The following is a 15,494-nucleotide window of genomic DNA, read 5'->3' on the forward strand; positions in this document are numbered from 1 at the left end:
AGACCCCCAAATATTTAGAGCGAAGGTCTGACCCCCACAAAAATTAAAGACCCAATAGATGTCCTTACATAGTACGGACATCTTTTTTTGCATAAAAAAAAGAACCTGTAGAACAGGTTCTTGCGTCTTATTTAAGACCGTATTTCTTATTGAATTTTTCAACTCTACCATCAGCACTCGCAAATCTCTGTTTACCAGTGTAGAATGGATGACAGTTTGAACAAGTATCCACACGGATTTCATCTAAAACTGAACCAGTTTCGAATTCGTTACCACATGATGTGCAGATTACTTTAACTTTTTTGTAATTTGGATGAATTCCAGCTCTCATTGTCTTATCTCCTTCCGCCTTGAAATATTTGCTACTTCAAAGTAAGTTGCTAGTGTATTGTACATCATTTTTTACTGAAATACAATAGCTTTTTTAAAATTTATTTCTTAGTAATATAACCTAATTTTGTTAACATTTCAGCACTTTCAACAGCACCACCTGCAGCACCTCTTAAAGTGTTGTGAGATAAACCTACAAACTTATAATCGAAGATGTTATCTTCTCTAAGTCTACCAATAGAAACTCCCATACCATCTTCATAGTCTACATCTAATGTGACCTGTGGACGGTTTTCTTCTTCCATGTATCTGATGAACTGTTCAGGTGCATGTGGAAGCTTAAACTCCTGTGGCTGACCCTTGAAGTTATTTAAACGATCAATTAATTCTTCCTTAGTAGGTTTCTTATTAAAACTAATTGAAACAGTTGCTGTATGACCATTTAATACTGGTACACGAATACACTGTGCACTAATAATAGGTCCTTCAGCTTTAACGATTTCACCATTTTCAATATGACCAAATACTTTTAATGGTTCCTGTTCAGACTTTTCTTCTTCCCCACTGATTAAAGGAATGATGTTTCCTACCATTTCTGGCCATTCCTTGAAAGTCTTCCCAGCACCAGAAATAGCCTGGTATGTACTTACAACAACCTTTGTTGGTTCAAATTCCTTCCATGCTGCTAAGCAAGGTGTATAAGACTGGATTGAACAGTTAGGCTTTACTGCGATAAAACCTTTCTTAGTTCCAAGTCTCTTTCTCTGATCTTCAATGACAGCATAATGTTCTGGGTTGATTTCTGGAATAACCATAGGAACATCAGGTGTCCATCTATGTGCACTGTTATTTGAAACAACAGGTGTTTCTGTCTTTGCATATGCTTCTTCAATCGCTTTGATTTCATCTTTACTCATATTAACTGCTGAGAATACAAAATCAACTTCTTTCGCAATATCTTCAACATCCGCAACATCTTTAACGACAATGTTCTTGACTGCTTCAGGAATAGGTGTATCCATCTTCCATCTGCCTTTTACTGCTTCTTCATAAGTCTTTCCCGCACTAGACTTACTAGCCGCAAGTGTAGTCACTTCAAACCATGGATGATTATCTAGAAGAGTATTAAATCTCTGTCCAACCATACCAGTCGCACCTAAAATACCAACTTTTAACTTGTCACTCATAGCTTCTCCTCCTATCAACATTAATCGTCAATCATATAACGAGTAATGTGTGCTCCTAATGTGATGAGCTTGTGGTCTATATTATCATAACCACGGTCAATATGGTAGACATTTGTAATTTCCGTTTTACCTTCTGCCATTAAACCAGCTACCACAAGGGCAGCACCACAACGTAGATCTGTAGCCATTACTCTTGCACCATGTAGAGGTGTTTTGCCTTTAATATAAGCACATGCTTCACCTAATTCGATATCTGCTCCCATCTTATTAAGCTGAGCACAATGCTTAAATCTTTCTTTATAAATAGTTTCAGATACTTTAGATTGTCCATTACCTTGTGTTAATAGAGTAGTTAGAGGCTGCTGCAAGTCAGTCGCAAATCCTGGATAGATCTGTGTCTGTACTTCAACAGGCTTTAAGTTACCATCATTACCATATACAACAATGCTATCGCCAATCTTTTCCATCTTAACGCCCATTTCCTTTAATTTAGAAATAAGTGCATCTAGATGCTGTGGAATAACATTCTGAATAACCATCTTTTCACCAATTGCAGCTGCAATAATCAAGAAAGTACCTGCTTCAATACGATCAGGAATAATTTCATGATATGCACCATGCATATGTTCTACACCATCAATAGTAATAGTATCTGTACCAACACCACGGATTTTAGCTCCCATCTTTGTAAGAAGGTTGGCTACATCAATGATTTCTGGTTCCTTCGCTGCATTTTCAATAATAGTACGGCCTTTAGCCTTTACTGCAGCTAATAGAATATTGATAGTTGCACCTACAGAAGCAAAATCTAGATAGATTTCAGTTCCAATAAGTTCATCAGCCTTTAAATGATATGTTCCTGTTTCTTCATCATAATTAATTTCAGCACCTAATGCCTCAAAACCTTTTAAATGAAGATCAATAGGACGAGGTCCTAAATAACATCCTCCAGGCATTCTAATAGTTACTTCTTTATATTTACCAAGTAATGCACCCATAAAATAATAAGACGCTCTTAATTTATCAACTGCACTACTTACAAGTGGTATATTTTTCATATTTCTAGGATCTACACCGATTTCACCTACGGATTTATCCCTTTCAACAACACAATTCAATTCTTCTAATAATACGGTTAACGCATCAACATCTGAGATTTCTGGTACGTTATATATTTCTACTGGTTCATCTGAGAGAACAATAGAAGGGATTAGTGCTACAGTCGCATTCTTCGCACCTGAGATAGTGACTGTACCGTTAAGTTTATGTCCGCCTTCGATAGCAATTACTTCTTCAGCCATTTTTATACAATCCTTTCGTTAAGGTTATTTAAAGTTTATATATATTAAAAAAACAATTAAGTTAAAAGTTAAAAAGTTTAAGTCAAAATATTGGATTTTATCTCGACGAATTCATTATATAGTATTTCTCTGAAAATCACAAAGAAAACAGAAAGTAAATGTCCCTTTTTAATAAAAGAATATTTTACTTTTAAAAAAAACATGATATACTATGCACACATGGTCCGTTGGTGAAGTGGTCAACACACTTGGTTCTCATCCAAGCATTCAGGGGTTCGAACCCCCTACGGACTACCATTTTTTTATGCGAATAAAAAAAAGAAAGCCAGGCTTTCTTTTTAAAATGTTTATTTGTATAAAAAAAATGGCTGGGGTAACTGGATTCGAACCAGTGAAATGGCAGATTCAGAGTCTGCTGCCTTACCGCTTGGCTATACCCCAACAGCAATTTATATTATACATATATTTTAGGAGATGTAAAGAGAAAAATGACAAAAATTCGTACAAGATTTGCTCCAAGCCCTACAGGGTACATGCATATCGGTAATTTAAGAACAGCTTTATACTGTTATTTGATCGCTAAACATCAGGGCGGCGACTTTATTTTAAGAATCGAAGATACTGACCAGAACCGTGAAGTTGAAGGTGCGACTCAGTTAATTTATGATATTTTAACTGAAACTGGTCTTAACTGGGATGAAGGACCAGATAAGCCTGGAGATTGTGGACCTTATATCCAGTCTGAAAGACTTCCTATTTATCATGAATATGCTAAGAAGCTTATTGAGCTAGGCGGTGCTCATTATTGTTTCTGTGATAAAGATGCTGACAATGATTATGATCCTTGTCGTATGCTTGATCAGGCTGAAATTGATGAAAAGCTTGCAGCAGGTGTTCCTTATGTTATTAGACAGACTATCCCTGATAAGGGTAAAGCTACTTTTGATGATGAAATCTATGGTCATATTGAAGTAGATTGTACTACTTTAAATGATTCTATCTTAATTAAGAGTGATGGATTCCCTACTTATAACTTTGCGAACGTTGTAGATGACCATTTAATGGGTATTACTCATGTTGTACGTGGTAATGAATATTTAGCTTCTACACCTAAATATAACCTTCTATATGATGCATATGGATGGGATAGACCTACTTACATCCATTTACCACCAGTAATGAAAGATGAACATGCTAAGTTATCTAAGAGAAACGGTGATGCATCTTATCAGGATTTAACAAAACAGGGTTATTTAAAAGATGCCATCCTTAACTACATTGCATTACTTGGATGGTCTCCAGCTGATGAAGAAATCCTTTCATTAGATGATTTAATTGAACAGTTCAACATTGAACATATCTCTAAAGCCCCAGCAATCTTTGATATTGATAAGTTAAAATGGATGAACGGTGTTTATTTAAGAAACATGTCATTAGAAGAATTCCACAAAGTGGCTTCTCCTTACTATGACTTCATCACTATTCCTGTAAATACATTAGAAATCTCTAAAGCATTACAGCCACGTGTTGAAAGATTAGCTGACATTCCAGAATTAATGGACTTCGTCAATGAAACATTACCTTTTGATGCAACTATCTATAAACATAAGAAGATGAAGACTAATCCTGAAAACTCTTTAGAAGCATTAGAATTATCTTTACCAGAACTTGAAAAGTGGGAAGATTATGATGATGACGAAGGATTAATGAACATGATGATGGATATCGCTAAGAGCCATGAACTAAAGAATGGACGTATTATGTGGCCTATCCGTGTTGCATTATCAAATAAAGCATTTACTCCTGGTGGTGCTGTAGAAATCGCTCATATTCTTGGTAAAGAAGAAACTTTAAGAAGAATTAGAGTTGCGATTGAAGATTTAAAGAAATCAGTTGCTGAATCAGCAGAATAAAATAAGAGGCTCATATTGAGCCTCTTTTAGTATACTTTCTTATAGTTTGCAAGTGCACCGATTAGGTTAGAATCATTATTGTATTTACATTGTACTAACTTAACTTGTGGAATAGGCACAGGCATCTTCTCATAGAGTTCATCTAAAGACTTCTGGATATAAGCCATTAAAATAGGTTGTTTAGAGATTCCTCCACCTATCGCAATACAATCAGGATCGACTGCTGCCTGGATATTAAATAATCCCATCGCAATAGTGTCTGTATAATCCTTTAAGACCTTTAAAGCTCTTGTATCACCGTTATTACAGTATTCAAAGGCTTTTATACCATCAAATGGATCAGTGGCTTCCACAGCCTTCTTAATGCCATTTACAAGTCTTAAGACACTGCCATCCATGCCCCACTTACTATCAAAGCCATTCTTATCTGTCCACTTAGTAGAAAGATAACTGAATTCACTCGCAAAGCCATGACCACCAGTAAAGACACGATCACCAATAGTTATACCGCCACCAATACCAGTACCTAAAATACATACAGCACCAACATCAGTTCCTTTTAAAGAACCAAATGTCACTTCACATTGTGCTGCACATTTAGCATCATTTTCAATCACAACACGTTCTGTTGTGACCTTTTTTATTTCTTCTAGGACATCGACATCCTGATTGTATTCTAATGCTCCTGGTACCTGCATTTTGTGTGTTTTCTTATTATATAATCCTGGTAAACTCATTGCGATACCATCGACATTCTTATACTGTTCATAGATACTCTTAATTACTTCTAAGAAGTTTTCTAATGTATCATGTGGTGTAGGTACACTCCCCTTTTCCAGCATTTCTAATTCATCATTCATTAAGGCGTACTTAATCGCAGTACCCCCTACATCAAATACTAAATATTCCATTTCTGATTCCTCCTAATGAGTATCATAATATAGATTTATAATAAGTCTTATATTATTTCTAATTATGAAACACAAAAAAACAAGGCAGTTACACCTTGATTTTTGATATTAATCCTGGAATAAAGGAGTTGAAAGATAACGGTCACCTGTATCTGGTAGTAAGGCTACAATAGTCTTTCCTTTATTTTCTGGTCTTTTCGCAAGTTCAATCGCAGCATAAACAGCAGCACCTGAAGAAATACCTACTAAGATACCTTCATTATGACCTACTTCTTTACCAGTCGCAAACGCATCTTCATTAGTTACACGGATGATTTCATCATATACCTTTGTATCTAAGACATCAGGTACGAAACCTGCACCGATACCCTGAATCTTATGCGCACCACCCTGTCCAGTAGATAGTACTGGAGATGAATCTGGTTCTACTGCAACTACTTTTACGTCTGGTTTCTTATCTTTTAAGTACTGTCCAACACCAGTCACTGTTCCACCAGTACCTACACCAGCGACAAAGTAATCGACCTGACCATCTAAGTCTTCAAAGATTTCTGGTCCTGTTGTTAAATAGTGGGCCTGTGGGTTAGCTGGGTTAACGAACTGTCCTGGAATATAGCTATTTTCAATTCCTTCTGCAAGTTCATTTGCTTTCGCAATAGCACCCTTCATACCCTTGCTTCCATCTGTTAAGACAAGTTCAGCACCATATGCTTTCATTAATGTACGTCTTTCTACAGACATTGTTTCTGGCATAACAATAATAATACGATAACCTCTTGCAGCTGCAACAGAAGCTAAACCAATACCTGTATTACCTGAAGTAGGTTCAATCAAGACAGTATCTTTATTGATTTTTCCTGCTTTTTCTGCTTCATCAAGCATATTCTTCGCAATTCTATCTTTAACACTTCCTGCGGGATTGAAGTATTCGACCTTTGCGATTATCTTTGCTTCTAGATTATATTTCTTTTCTAAATGTGTTAATTCTAATAATGGTGTATGGCCAATTAACTGGTCAGCACTAGTGTATACCTTACTCATGTTAATTCTCCTCCGAATTTGTTATTTTACTGCAGCAAAAGCCTGATCTAAGTCTGCAATAATATCATCAATATGTTCAGTACCAATAGATAATCTAATAGAATTCTGCTGGATACCTACCTGTTTTAATTCTTCTTCATTCATTTCTGCGTGTGTAGTAGAAGCTGGATGAATAACTAAAGATTTCACATCTGCAACGTTTGCAAGTAATGAGAATAACTGTAAGTTATCAATGAAATCTTTTGCTTTTCTTGCATCACCCTTGATGTTGAATGTAAAGATTGATCCACCACCGTTAGGGAAATACTTCTTATATAATGCCTGCTGAGATGGATCTGCAGATACTGAAGGATGTGATACAGATTCAACCTGTGGATGGTTATTTAAGTATTCTACAACCTTTAATGTATTTTCTACCTGTCTTTCTACACGTAACGAAAGTGTTTCTAGACCCTGTAAGAAGATCCAAGCATGAATTGGTGAAAGAGTGGCACCCATGTCTCTTAATAAAATAGCTCTAATTCTTGTAATATAAGCAGCGGCTCCTACATCTTTCGCAAAGCTTACACCATGATAAGATGGGTTTGGCTCAACAAGCTGTGGGAATTTATCTGCATGTGCCGCCCAGTCAAACTTACCTGCATCAACGATGACACCACCAATAGTAGTACCATGGCCACCAATGAACTTAGTTGCTGAATGAATAACAACATCAGCACCATATTCAATTGGTCTAATTAAGTAAGGTGTGCCAAATGTGTTATCAATAACTAATGGTAAACCATGTTTATGTGCAATCTTCGCAATTGCTTCGATGTCTACAACATCTGAATTAGGGTTACCTAAAGTTTCAATATAAACAAGTTTTGTATTTTCCTGAATAGCATCTTCAAATTCCTGTGGATTTAATGCATCTACAAATGTAGTAGTAATACCATAATCAGTAAATGTATGTTTGAATAAGTTGAATGTTCCACCATAGATGTTTTCTGCAGATACAATATGGTCACCTGCAGCCACTAAGTTTTGTACTGCATATGTCACTGCAGCTGCACCAGAACCTACTGCTAAGGCGGCTACACCACCTTCTAAAGTCGCAATTCTTTTTTCAAATACATCTTCAGTTGGGTTTGTTAGACGGCCATAGATATTACCAGCATCCTGTAATGCGAATCTAGCTGCTGCATGATCTGAGTTATGAAAAACGTAAGATGAAGTCTGATAAATAGGTACTGCACGAGCGTCAGTTACTGGATCAGCTTCTTCCTGTCCTACGTGTAATGCGAGTGTTTCGAAATGATAGTTTTTATTAGACATGTATGTTTCCTCCTTAACCCTATTTGTTTGATAGGTTAATGGGATTATAGCAGTGATAAACCTACTCGTCAACTATATTTATAATATTTTTTGCATATATTTCGTATTTTCTAAATTATTTCAATTATATTTATGATTATATGACATAATCATCACCATTTGAAGAAGCAGGCACTAAATCACTTAAAGAAACACCTTCTAAATAGTCTGTAATCACTTTATGTAAACCAGTCCACATAGATAATGTATTACAATAAGATGCTCTTTCACATGTATTACATTCATCTGCTAAACATGATACAGGAGCTAATGTTCCTTCAGTAATCTTAAGAATAGAAGCAACACTATAGTCTTCTGGAGCATGTGTTAAACGGTATCCCCCACCTTTACCTCTTAAACCTTCTACAAAGTGTTCTTTAGATAAAGATTTAATAATAATTTCTAGATACTTTTCAGAAATATCCTGTCTTGCCGCTATTTCTTTTAATGGTATATATTTAGAACGATCATGCTGTGCTAAATCAATCATGACACGTAAAGCATAACGTCCTTTAGTTGATATCATCATAATCTATTCCTCCTTTTATATATACCTAGTATACTAGGGGGTTATAGGGTAAGTCAAGAATACAATAGAATTAAACATTGATGTAACAAATAGTTGATGTTAGAATTTTAAATGGTGAAAGAATATGAGTAGAAAAAATAATTTATTTAAACTAGATTTGTTAGTATTAGCCGTTCTTTATCATGGAGATTGTTATGGTTACGAAATATCAAATCAGATTAGAGAAAAAAGCAATCAAGTCATTGATTTAAAAGATGGCGTTTTATATCCGATATTATATAAATTAATGGAAGGGGAGTATATCTCTTCTTCTGAGAAACAGGTAGGAAGAAAGATACGAGTCTATTATCATTTACTTCCAAAAGGAAGTGATCTTCTACTTGAAATGATGAAAGAATATCATGATATGGTTAAGAGTATCGATTATATATTGGAGGGAATTGACGATGAGTAAACCATTAAAGAAATATAAGAAAGAATTAAAATCTTTGTTTAATAACGTACCAAAAGAAAAAAGGTCTGTATATGACCATATATGTAAAACTATTGATGAGTATCCTAATGTAGATACAATGAGCTATGATGACTTAGTTGAACAGTTTGGAGAACCTGAAAATATTTATTATCAGTATATTGATGATAATGATTTGTATTCACCTGTGCAAAAGCATAAGAGAAGTTACAAGAAAGTGTTTATAACTGTTTTAGTATTAATATTGGTTGCATTTGTAGTAGAGTTTATATCTATTGCATATGAAGCAAGAAAAAGTTTTATAGATAGAGAAGTGATTGAAATCACATATGATGATTAGTCAATATTTGAAAGAGAATCAGTTAAGGGCTGATTTATATACAATAGCAATAGTGCAACACATATCAATTCTGATATAAAAGCTACTTGTCCTAGCCTCTATGGAAAATCACTAATAGATCATCATATAAATCTTTGAAAAAAGCTATTGCATCAGCAACGGAAAGTTACCTTAGTTATCATTAAGATAATTCACCGCAAAATCAAATCATTTAAGTCAAGGGACGAAAAAAAAACGTCCCTTTTAATTTTATAGATAACTACCGTACTCCATAACAGAACATAACATTTATTATTTGATCCATATATCTAAATTAAAAAATACTTATTCTATAATAACCAAAAAAATCATCCTTACACATAAATTCACTATCATATTTATCTATACTTTCTATTTACTTATTTTATATATGGTGTATAATATTTTTGTAAGTACTTACATAATATAAGTAGATTAAATCATGAGCAAATTCTATTATCAATTCTATCTTCTAATATTTTTGTTTTTACTTATGCTTCTTTAAATGCATTCAACAACAATACTACTAATCAGGAGAACGTATATGAAAGATTTTTTTAGTAATCTAAAAACAGTTATCATGTTTTACATTTTAGGGATGATTATTTCATTCCTGCTCTATTTCGCATTTGTATTCTTTGCAGGAGATGCAGGACCACTTGTAGGTATCTCTATAGTAGCTTATAATATTACAAATAGCTTATTCATCATGTATATAACTGCCTTATTACTCACAAATAACAAGAAATAATCTCTATAACTACTTTGATGGATTCAATTAATCCAAGTGATCTATTTTTATGCTATTAGGGGGATATGTTTTAAACATACCTCTCTTATTATAGTAGTCATGTATGATGTAATACTTTTATGTCGCTATCATCCACCATTACTGATAATTCATAATTGCTTGTTATATATATGATGTATAATGATTAATGTAAAAGGATGCATTAAATAGTGATCAACAGTTGTATAAGTTATATGTTACAACAAAGAAAGGATGAGATATAACTAGAAACATTACATACACAAGTACAACATCTTTGGAATTACTTTAATAATAACCTGTGAATTTTTGTATATTATAATAAACTCAAATACAAGGAGACCCTATGAAATCAAAAAAGATTATTGTAAGTATTGTTGTTTGTTTAGTAATTGCAGTTATTGCAGTATTTGTAGTACCTAGTTCTAGTTCTTATTTATCAGAAGTTACTGTAAGTGGAGAAAAGAAGAAAGGTTATTCTTTCTTTAAATCAACTTCTATATCTAATAAGTTAAAAGATGTTGATTTTATTGATCACTTACCTAATGGTATACAGAAGTATGATGAAACTAAAACACGTTATGGTTCACCTTCTTATACTGTTGTAATAAAGAATGATGCATATCGTTTCTATAGATTATCAAATGAATCAGATGTACTTGTGACTAAATCAAATAAGAGTGATGAATCTCAAATAAAAGAATATGCGAAAATGAATAAAAATAATTATAAGAAACTTTCATCCTCAACACATTATACTGATTATGATCAATTAGATTACTGGAACTAACTTTTATTCCTACCACATTTGTGGTAGGAATCTTTTTATATGAACGTAAAAAAAAGAGAAGCCTAAGCTTCTCTCTTACATAAATTATTCAGCAGCTTTACCGATGCAGCCAAATACTTCCATTCTGTCTTTTACGCAGTCTCTGATAGCCTGAGCACCTGGAGCAAGTAATTTACGAGGGTCATAACCTTTACCCTGCTGATCCTTACCTTCTTCAATGTACTTTCTAGTAGCTTTCTGGAAGTATAACTGACATTCAGTGTTAACGTTGATCTTAGATACACCTAAGCCAATTGCTTTCTTAACCTGTTCATCAGGAATTCCTGAACCACCATGAAGAACTAATGGTAAGATACCAGTTTCTTTCTGGATAGCATCTAATGCTTCGAACTGTAAACCAGCCCAGTTTGCAGGATATACACCATGGATATTACCGATACCAGCAGCTAAGAAGTCAACACCTAAATCAGCAATCATCTTACATTCTTTAGGATCTGCTACTTCACCCATACCAATAACGCCATCTTCTTCTCCACCGATTGAACCTACTTCAGCTTCGATAGATACACCTTTAGCATGGCATAATTCTACTAATTCCTTAGTCTTTTCGATGTTTTCTTCGATTGAATAATGAGAACCATCGAACATGATTGAAGTGAATCCAGCTTCTAATGCAGCCTTAGCACCTTCATATGAACCATGGTCTAAGTGTAATGCTACTGGTACAGTGATATTTAAAGATTCTACCATTGCTTTAACCATAGCAGCTACAGTTTTGAAACCTGTCATATATTTTGCAGCACCTTCAGATACACCTAAGATTACTGGTGCATTTAATTCCTGTGCTTCTAAAAGAATAGACTTTGTCCATTCAAGGTTATTGATGTTGAACTGTCCAACACCATAATGGCCTGCTTTAGCCTTTTTTAACATTTCTGTTGCGGAAACTAATCCCATAATATTATCTCTCCTTTTCTTTTATACTTCCATAATACTCTTTTTTCTTGTCTATTACTAGAAAAATCAAAAGATGTAAACGTTTTTATTTTACTTTATTTTCTTTTTCATTTAAGAGGCTAAAAAAGCCTTCTATTTCTAGCTTTGTATAATAAGCAGGATTATCATCAAGTATCTCTTTTAACTGCTTCTGATAGTCTTTCTGATAACCAATACGCTTATTTAATAAGCGTATTGCAAGTGTCTGTTGGTAGGCTATATCTGTATGAAGAAACTTCTTTAATTGTAGATTGGTGTACTCATAAGCATATTCCAAAGTCAGATCATCAATATAGCCCTGTAGTCTTAAACTATGCAGATCTTTCATCCAATGCCTTCTTTAACTGTAAACATGCTTTTTCTAAAGTACTTCTTGGACATGCTAAGTTAAATCTTTCAAAACCTGATCCTTCTTCACCAAACACATAACCTTCATCTAACCAAAGATGTGCTTTATTTAACATGAAGTCTTCCTGTTTTTCATTACTCATACCAAGTGTTCTCATATCCACCCAGGCAAGATATAAGCCTTGTGGATCAATTAAAGACATACCAGGACATTCAGTTTTAAGGAAGTGATCAAGATAATCCATATTACCTTTAATATAATCTAGAAGCTGATCAACCCAGTCATCGCCCTTAGTATAAGCGACTGTTGTCGCAATAAAGCCGAATATTGTAGGATCAGAAATAGAATGACTCATCTTCACTTTCTTGAATTGATTTCTTAGTTTTTCATCCGCAATAATAGCTGCAGAAGTCTGAAGTGCCGCTAAGTTGAATGTCTTAGACGCTGCAGTTAATACAATTGAAAAGTTCTTATATTCAGAATCCACTTCATAGAATGCGATATGCTTATGAGGTGTATAGACAAAGTCCATATGGATTTCATCCGATACTACAAAAACGTTATGTTTTTTACAGATATCTCCAATTGTTTTTAGTTCTTCTTTAGTCCATACTTTACCCACTGGATTATGTGGATTACAGAAGATCATCATTTTGACGTTTTCTTCTATAATCTTAGTTTCAAATGCTTTGTAATCAAGTGTATATTGGTTATCTTTTAAATCAAGAGGCATTCTTACAATACGTCTGCCATTGTTTTTAATAGCACGATAGAATGGATAATAAACTGGTGTAAGTACCAATACACTCTCCTCTTTTTGAGTATAAGCTTCTACTGCAAGATGAAAGGCAGTGACAACACCCGGTGTAGGCACAATCCAGTCTTTTTCAACATAGAAATCATGTCTACGTTTCATCCATCCTACAACACTTTCTAAGTATTCTTCCGGGATTGTACTATAACCATAAATACCATCTAATGCATGTTTTGAGAGTGCTTCTGGAATATCTGGTAATGTTTTGAAATCCATATCTGCAACCCACATAGGAATCATATCAGGATCATCTGTATGACCTGCATCATATTTTGCACAGTTTGTATGATGTCTATCATAGACTGTATCAAAATCATATTTCATCGTAGTACCTCCTGTTTATTAAATGCAGCCTGTGAGAAGTGGAATAAACCAATACCGACAGACTGTGCCAAGTTAAGTGAATCAATCGCATTCGTATGAGGAATAAAGACACTTTGTCCATATGTCATATAAATATCATCTAATCCAGATGATTCATTTCCAAAAATCAGTGAATGAGGTGTCACAGGTTTCACCTGATGAATATTCTTAGCACCTTTCAACATAAATGGATAACATTGATGATCACCAAACTCTTTAAGATACTCATCAATACTTTCATAATAATGAATACGTAAAGAAAATAATGCACCCATAGAAGAACGGACAACATGAGGATTAAAAATATCGACTGCCGGACGAATAATAGCTAAGTCCTGATAACCAAACCCTAACATTGTACGCATAATTGTTCCCATATTACCCATATCCATAGGATTCACTAATACAATATGATTCCCCTTCTGTAAAGGTTCATAGAATGTTTTAAATACCCCAATCGCATAACAATTAGACTTTGGTGAAAGCTTATTAATTGTCGCATCATGCACATCAATAGGAATATGATGTAATGCACATAATTCCTTGATTTTAGGATATCCTCTGTTTTCTTCTATTGAAGAGTGTACAACCACTCTTTTCACAATATCTGGTTTATGTTCTAATAATTCTATTGTAGGAAAGACACCTAATGTATAAGAGGAGTCATCGCCTTTTTTATATAACTTCATATTTTTCTCCTCTATGCATCTTCATTAATATTCTTTATAGTCTGTAATTCATCTTCTGCATTCTTTTTTAATGCTTCAAAGTGTTTAGGATCTTGTTTAGCCCCTTTATCAATGAGTTCTAGTAGTTCACGATATTTTTCTACTACAACCTCCATTAATGATTCTTTTACTTTGTAATCTAATTCATCACGTGCCTGCTGATGAATACGATTTAATGATTTATATTGTTCTCTAAATACAAGGTCATAATCCACCTTTGATTTTCTAGAAAATAGTCCCATAAGTACTCCTCCTTCATCTCATCTATTATACAATAGAACAAAAAAATAGTCACAAATAATGTGACTATTTAGGATTAATTGCCATGACACCCACGAGTGGATGTAGCTGATATGGTTCTTCTAGATATTGTTTTTCTTCTTCACTTAATTCAAGTTCTGTCGCAAGTACAGCTGTATCAACATGCTTAAGCTTAGTTGCTCCTACAACAGGTGCTGCCACTTTAGACATCAGCCAGGACAATGATACTTCACTCATAGAAGCATGATGCTTTGATGCAAGTTCTTCTACACGTTGAATGATTTTTAAATCCAAATCACTTGATGCATCATATTTACCTAACGCATATGTATCTTTTTCAAGTCTTTGTGATGTTTCTCCAGGATGTTTTGCGAGACGTCCTGATGCAAGTGCACTATATGGTGTCATCGCAATACCTTGTTCATCACAATAACGCTTCATTTCTCTTTCTTCTTCTCTAAAAATCAGATTATAGTGCCCCTGTACACTTACAAATCCTTGTAAGCCTCTTTCTTTCGCAATAGTATTGGCCGTTGCAAGTTGATATGCAAAGCAATTAGAAATACCTATTTCTTTGATTTTACCTTCTTTAATGAAGTCATTGAGTATTTCTAATGTTTCTTCAATAGGAGTTTGATAATCCCACATATGCATAATATAGAGATCAATATAATCAGTCTGTAGTCTTCTTAAACTATTATTCAAACACTCAGTGAAATATGTTCTTGAATCAATAGAATCATCACTCTTAGGTGTATACTTAGTCGCAATAATAACATCCTCACGATGTCCATACTCTTTAATAGCACGTCCTAAGTATTCTTCACTTGTTCCTGATTGATAAGCCATCGCTGTATCAAAGAAGTTGATGCCTGATTCTAAAGCATGGAAAATAATCTTTTTAGAGTCTTCATAAGGTAATGTCCAGGAATGCATACCTTGAGATGCATCTCCAAATCCCATACATCCTAAACATATCTGTGAAACTTTTAAAGTGCCTATTAATGTATATTTCATAGTATTCGT

Annotated in this window: 18 protein-coding genes and 2 tRNA genes; 6 read left to right on the plus strand and 14 right to left on the minus strand. The window is 34.1% G+C overall.

Going from position 1 to position 15,494, the window contains the following annotated elements; all coding sequences use genetic code 11:
* Positions 1-127: 127 nt before the first annotated feature.
* The 3 genes from rpmE to QZQ55_RS03390 form a co-directional block, all read right to left on the minus strand.
* The gene (gene rpmE, locus QZQ55_RS03380; protein ID WP_006507087.1) at positions 128-331 is read right to left on the minus strand and encodes a 50S ribosomal protein L31; all 204 of its coding nucleotides are present in this window, start codon (positions 329-331) and stop codon (positions 128-130) included.
* A 100-nt stretch (positions 332-431) separates the two neighbouring features.
* The gene (gene asd, locus QZQ55_RS03385; RefSeq protein ID WP_295089855.1) at positions 432-1,517 is read right to left on the minus strand and encodes an aspartate-semialdehyde dehydrogenase; all 1,086 of its coding nucleotides are present in this window, start codon (positions 1,515-1,517) and stop codon (positions 432-434) included.
* A 20-nt stretch (positions 1,518-1,537) separates the two neighbouring features.
* Positions 1,538-2,818, minus strand: a complete 1,281-nt coding sequence (locus QZQ55_RS03390; protein WP_295089857.1) for a UDP-N-acetylglucosamine 1-carboxyvinyltransferase — start codon at positions 2,816-2,818, stop codon at positions 1,538-1,540.
* A gap of 221 nt (positions 2,819-3,039) precedes the next feature.
* On the opposite strand from QZQ55_RS03390, the gene QZQ55_RS03395 reads away from it, so the two are divergent.
* Positions 3,040-3,115: transfer RNA gene (locus QZQ55_RS03395), tRNA-Glu, on the plus strand.
* Between the two features lie 68 nt (positions 3,116-3,183).
* On the opposite strand, the gene QZQ55_RS03400 is transcribed toward QZQ55_RS03395, so the two are convergent.
* Positions 3,184-3,259, minus strand: a tRNA-Gln gene (locus QZQ55_RS03400).
* 47 nt (positions 3,260-3,306) lie between these two features.
* On the opposite strand from QZQ55_RS03400, the gene gltX reads away from it, so the two are divergent.
* Positions 3,307-4,731, plus strand: coding sequence for a glutamate--tRNA ligase (gltX, locus tag QZQ55_RS03405; RefSeq protein ID WP_295089860.1), 1,425 nt, complete (start codon positions 3,307-3,309; stop codon positions 4,729-4,731).
* Between the two features lie 26 nt (positions 4,732-4,757).
* Here the strand turns inward: gltX and QZQ55_RS03410 are convergent, their stop codons facing one another.
* The 4 genes from QZQ55_RS03410 to QZQ55_RS03425 form a co-directional block, all read right to left on the minus strand.
* Complete coding sequence (locus QZQ55_RS03410; protein WP_295089863.1) at positions 4,758-5,642, minus strand: ROK family protein; 885 nt, start codon at positions 5,640-5,642, stop codon at positions 4,758-4,760.
* Between the two features lie 108 nt (positions 5,643-5,750).
* Positions 5,751-6,683 carry a cysteine synthase A gene (gene cysK, locus QZQ55_RS03415; protein WP_295089865.1) on the minus strand — a complete coding sequence of 311 codons (933 nt, stop codon included), beginning with the start codon at positions 6,681-6,683 and terminating at the stop codon, positions 5,751-5,753.
* A gap of 21 nt (positions 6,684-6,704) precedes the next feature.
* Complete coding sequence (locus tag QZQ55_RS03420) at positions 6,705-8,000, minus strand: O-acetylhomoserine aminocarboxypropyltransferase/cysteine synthase family protein (protein WP_295089868.1); 1,296 nt, start codon at positions 7,998-8,000, stop codon at positions 6,705-6,707.
* 136 nt (positions 8,001-8,136) lie between these two features.
* Positions 8,137-8,568 (minus strand): Rrf2 family transcriptional regulator, encoded by a 432-nt coding sequence (locus tag QZQ55_RS03425; protein WP_295089871.1) that lies wholly within the window; start codon positions 8,566-8,568, stop codon positions 8,137-8,139.
* A 124-nt stretch (positions 8,569-8,692) separates the two neighbouring features.
* Here QZQ55_RS03425 and QZQ55_RS03430 point away from each other — a divergent pair, with 124 nt between their 5' ends.
* The 4 genes from QZQ55_RS03430 (at position 8,693) to QZQ55_RS03445 (ending at position 10,957) form a co-directional block, all read left to right on the plus strand.
* Positions 8,693-9,022, plus strand: a complete 330-nt coding sequence (locus QZQ55_RS03430) for a PadR family transcriptional regulator (protein WP_006507095.1) — start codon at positions 8,693-8,695, stop codon at positions 9,020-9,022.
* Entirely contained in the window at positions 9,015-9,380 is a 366-nt protein-coding gene (locus QZQ55_RS03435; protein ID WP_295089874.1) for a hypothetical protein, read from the plus strand. The genes QZQ55_RS03430 and QZQ55_RS03435 overlap by 8 nt, the downstream gene beginning before the upstream one ends.
* Before the next feature lie 562 nt (positions 9,381-9,942).
* Positions 9,943-10,149 (plus strand): hypothetical protein, encoded by a 207-nt coding sequence (locus tag QZQ55_RS03440; RefSeq protein ID WP_295089877.1) that lies wholly within the window; start codon positions 9,943-9,945, stop codon positions 10,147-10,149.
* Positions 10,150-10,513: 364 nt separating this feature from the next.
* Positions 10,514-10,957, plus strand: coding sequence for a hypothetical protein (locus tag QZQ55_RS03445; protein WP_295089880.1), 444 nt, complete (start codon positions 10,514-10,516; stop codon positions 10,955-10,957).
* An 84-nt stretch (positions 10,958-11,041) separates the two neighbouring features.
* Here QZQ55_RS03445 and fba read toward each other — a convergent pair whose 3' ends face one another.
* The 6 genes from fba to QZQ55_RS03475 form a co-directional block, all read right to left on the minus strand.
* Positions 11,042-11,914 carry a class II fructose-1,6-bisphosphate aldolase gene (gene fba / locus QZQ55_RS03450; protein WP_295089882.1) on the minus strand — a complete coding sequence of 291 codons (873 nt, stop codon included), beginning with the start codon at positions 11,912-11,914 and terminating at the stop codon, positions 11,042-11,044.
* An 85-nt stretch (positions 11,915-11,999) separates the two neighbouring features.
* Complete coding sequence (locus tag QZQ55_RS03455; RefSeq protein WP_295089885.1) at positions 12,000-12,281, minus strand: hypothetical protein; 282 nt, start codon at positions 12,279-12,281, stop codon at positions 12,000-12,002.
* Complete coding sequence (locus QZQ55_RS03460; RefSeq protein WP_295089888.1) at positions 12,265-13,440, minus strand: MalY/PatB family protein; 1,176 nt, start codon at positions 13,438-13,440, stop codon at positions 12,265-12,267. Before QZQ55_RS03460 ends, QZQ55_RS03455 begins: the two co-directional genes overlap by 17 nt.
* Positions 13,437-14,168, minus strand: a complete 732-nt coding sequence (locus tag QZQ55_RS03465) for a TrmH family RNA methyltransferase (protein ID WP_295089891.1) — start codon at positions 14,166-14,168, stop codon at positions 13,437-13,439. Before QZQ55_RS03465 ends, QZQ55_RS03460 begins: the two co-directional genes overlap by 4 nt.
* Before the next feature lie 11 nt (positions 14,169-14,179).
* A complete protein-coding gene (locus tag QZQ55_RS03470) occupies positions 14,180-14,449 on the minus strand; it encodes a hypothetical protein (RefSeq protein WP_117458921.1) in 270 nt (89 codons plus the stop codon).
* Positions 14,450-14,513: 64 nt separating this feature from the next.
* Entirely contained in the window at positions 14,514-15,485 is a 972-nt protein-coding gene (locus QZQ55_RS03475; protein ID WP_295089894.1) for an aldo/keto reductase, read from the minus strand.
* Positions 15,486-15,494: the final 9 nt, after the last annotated feature.

The sequence above is a fragment of the uncultured Catenibacterium sp. genome (assembly GCF_900540665.1).
Taxonomy (GTDB): Bacteria; Bacillota_I; Bacilli_A; order Erysipelotrichales; family Coprobacillaceae; genus Catenibacterium.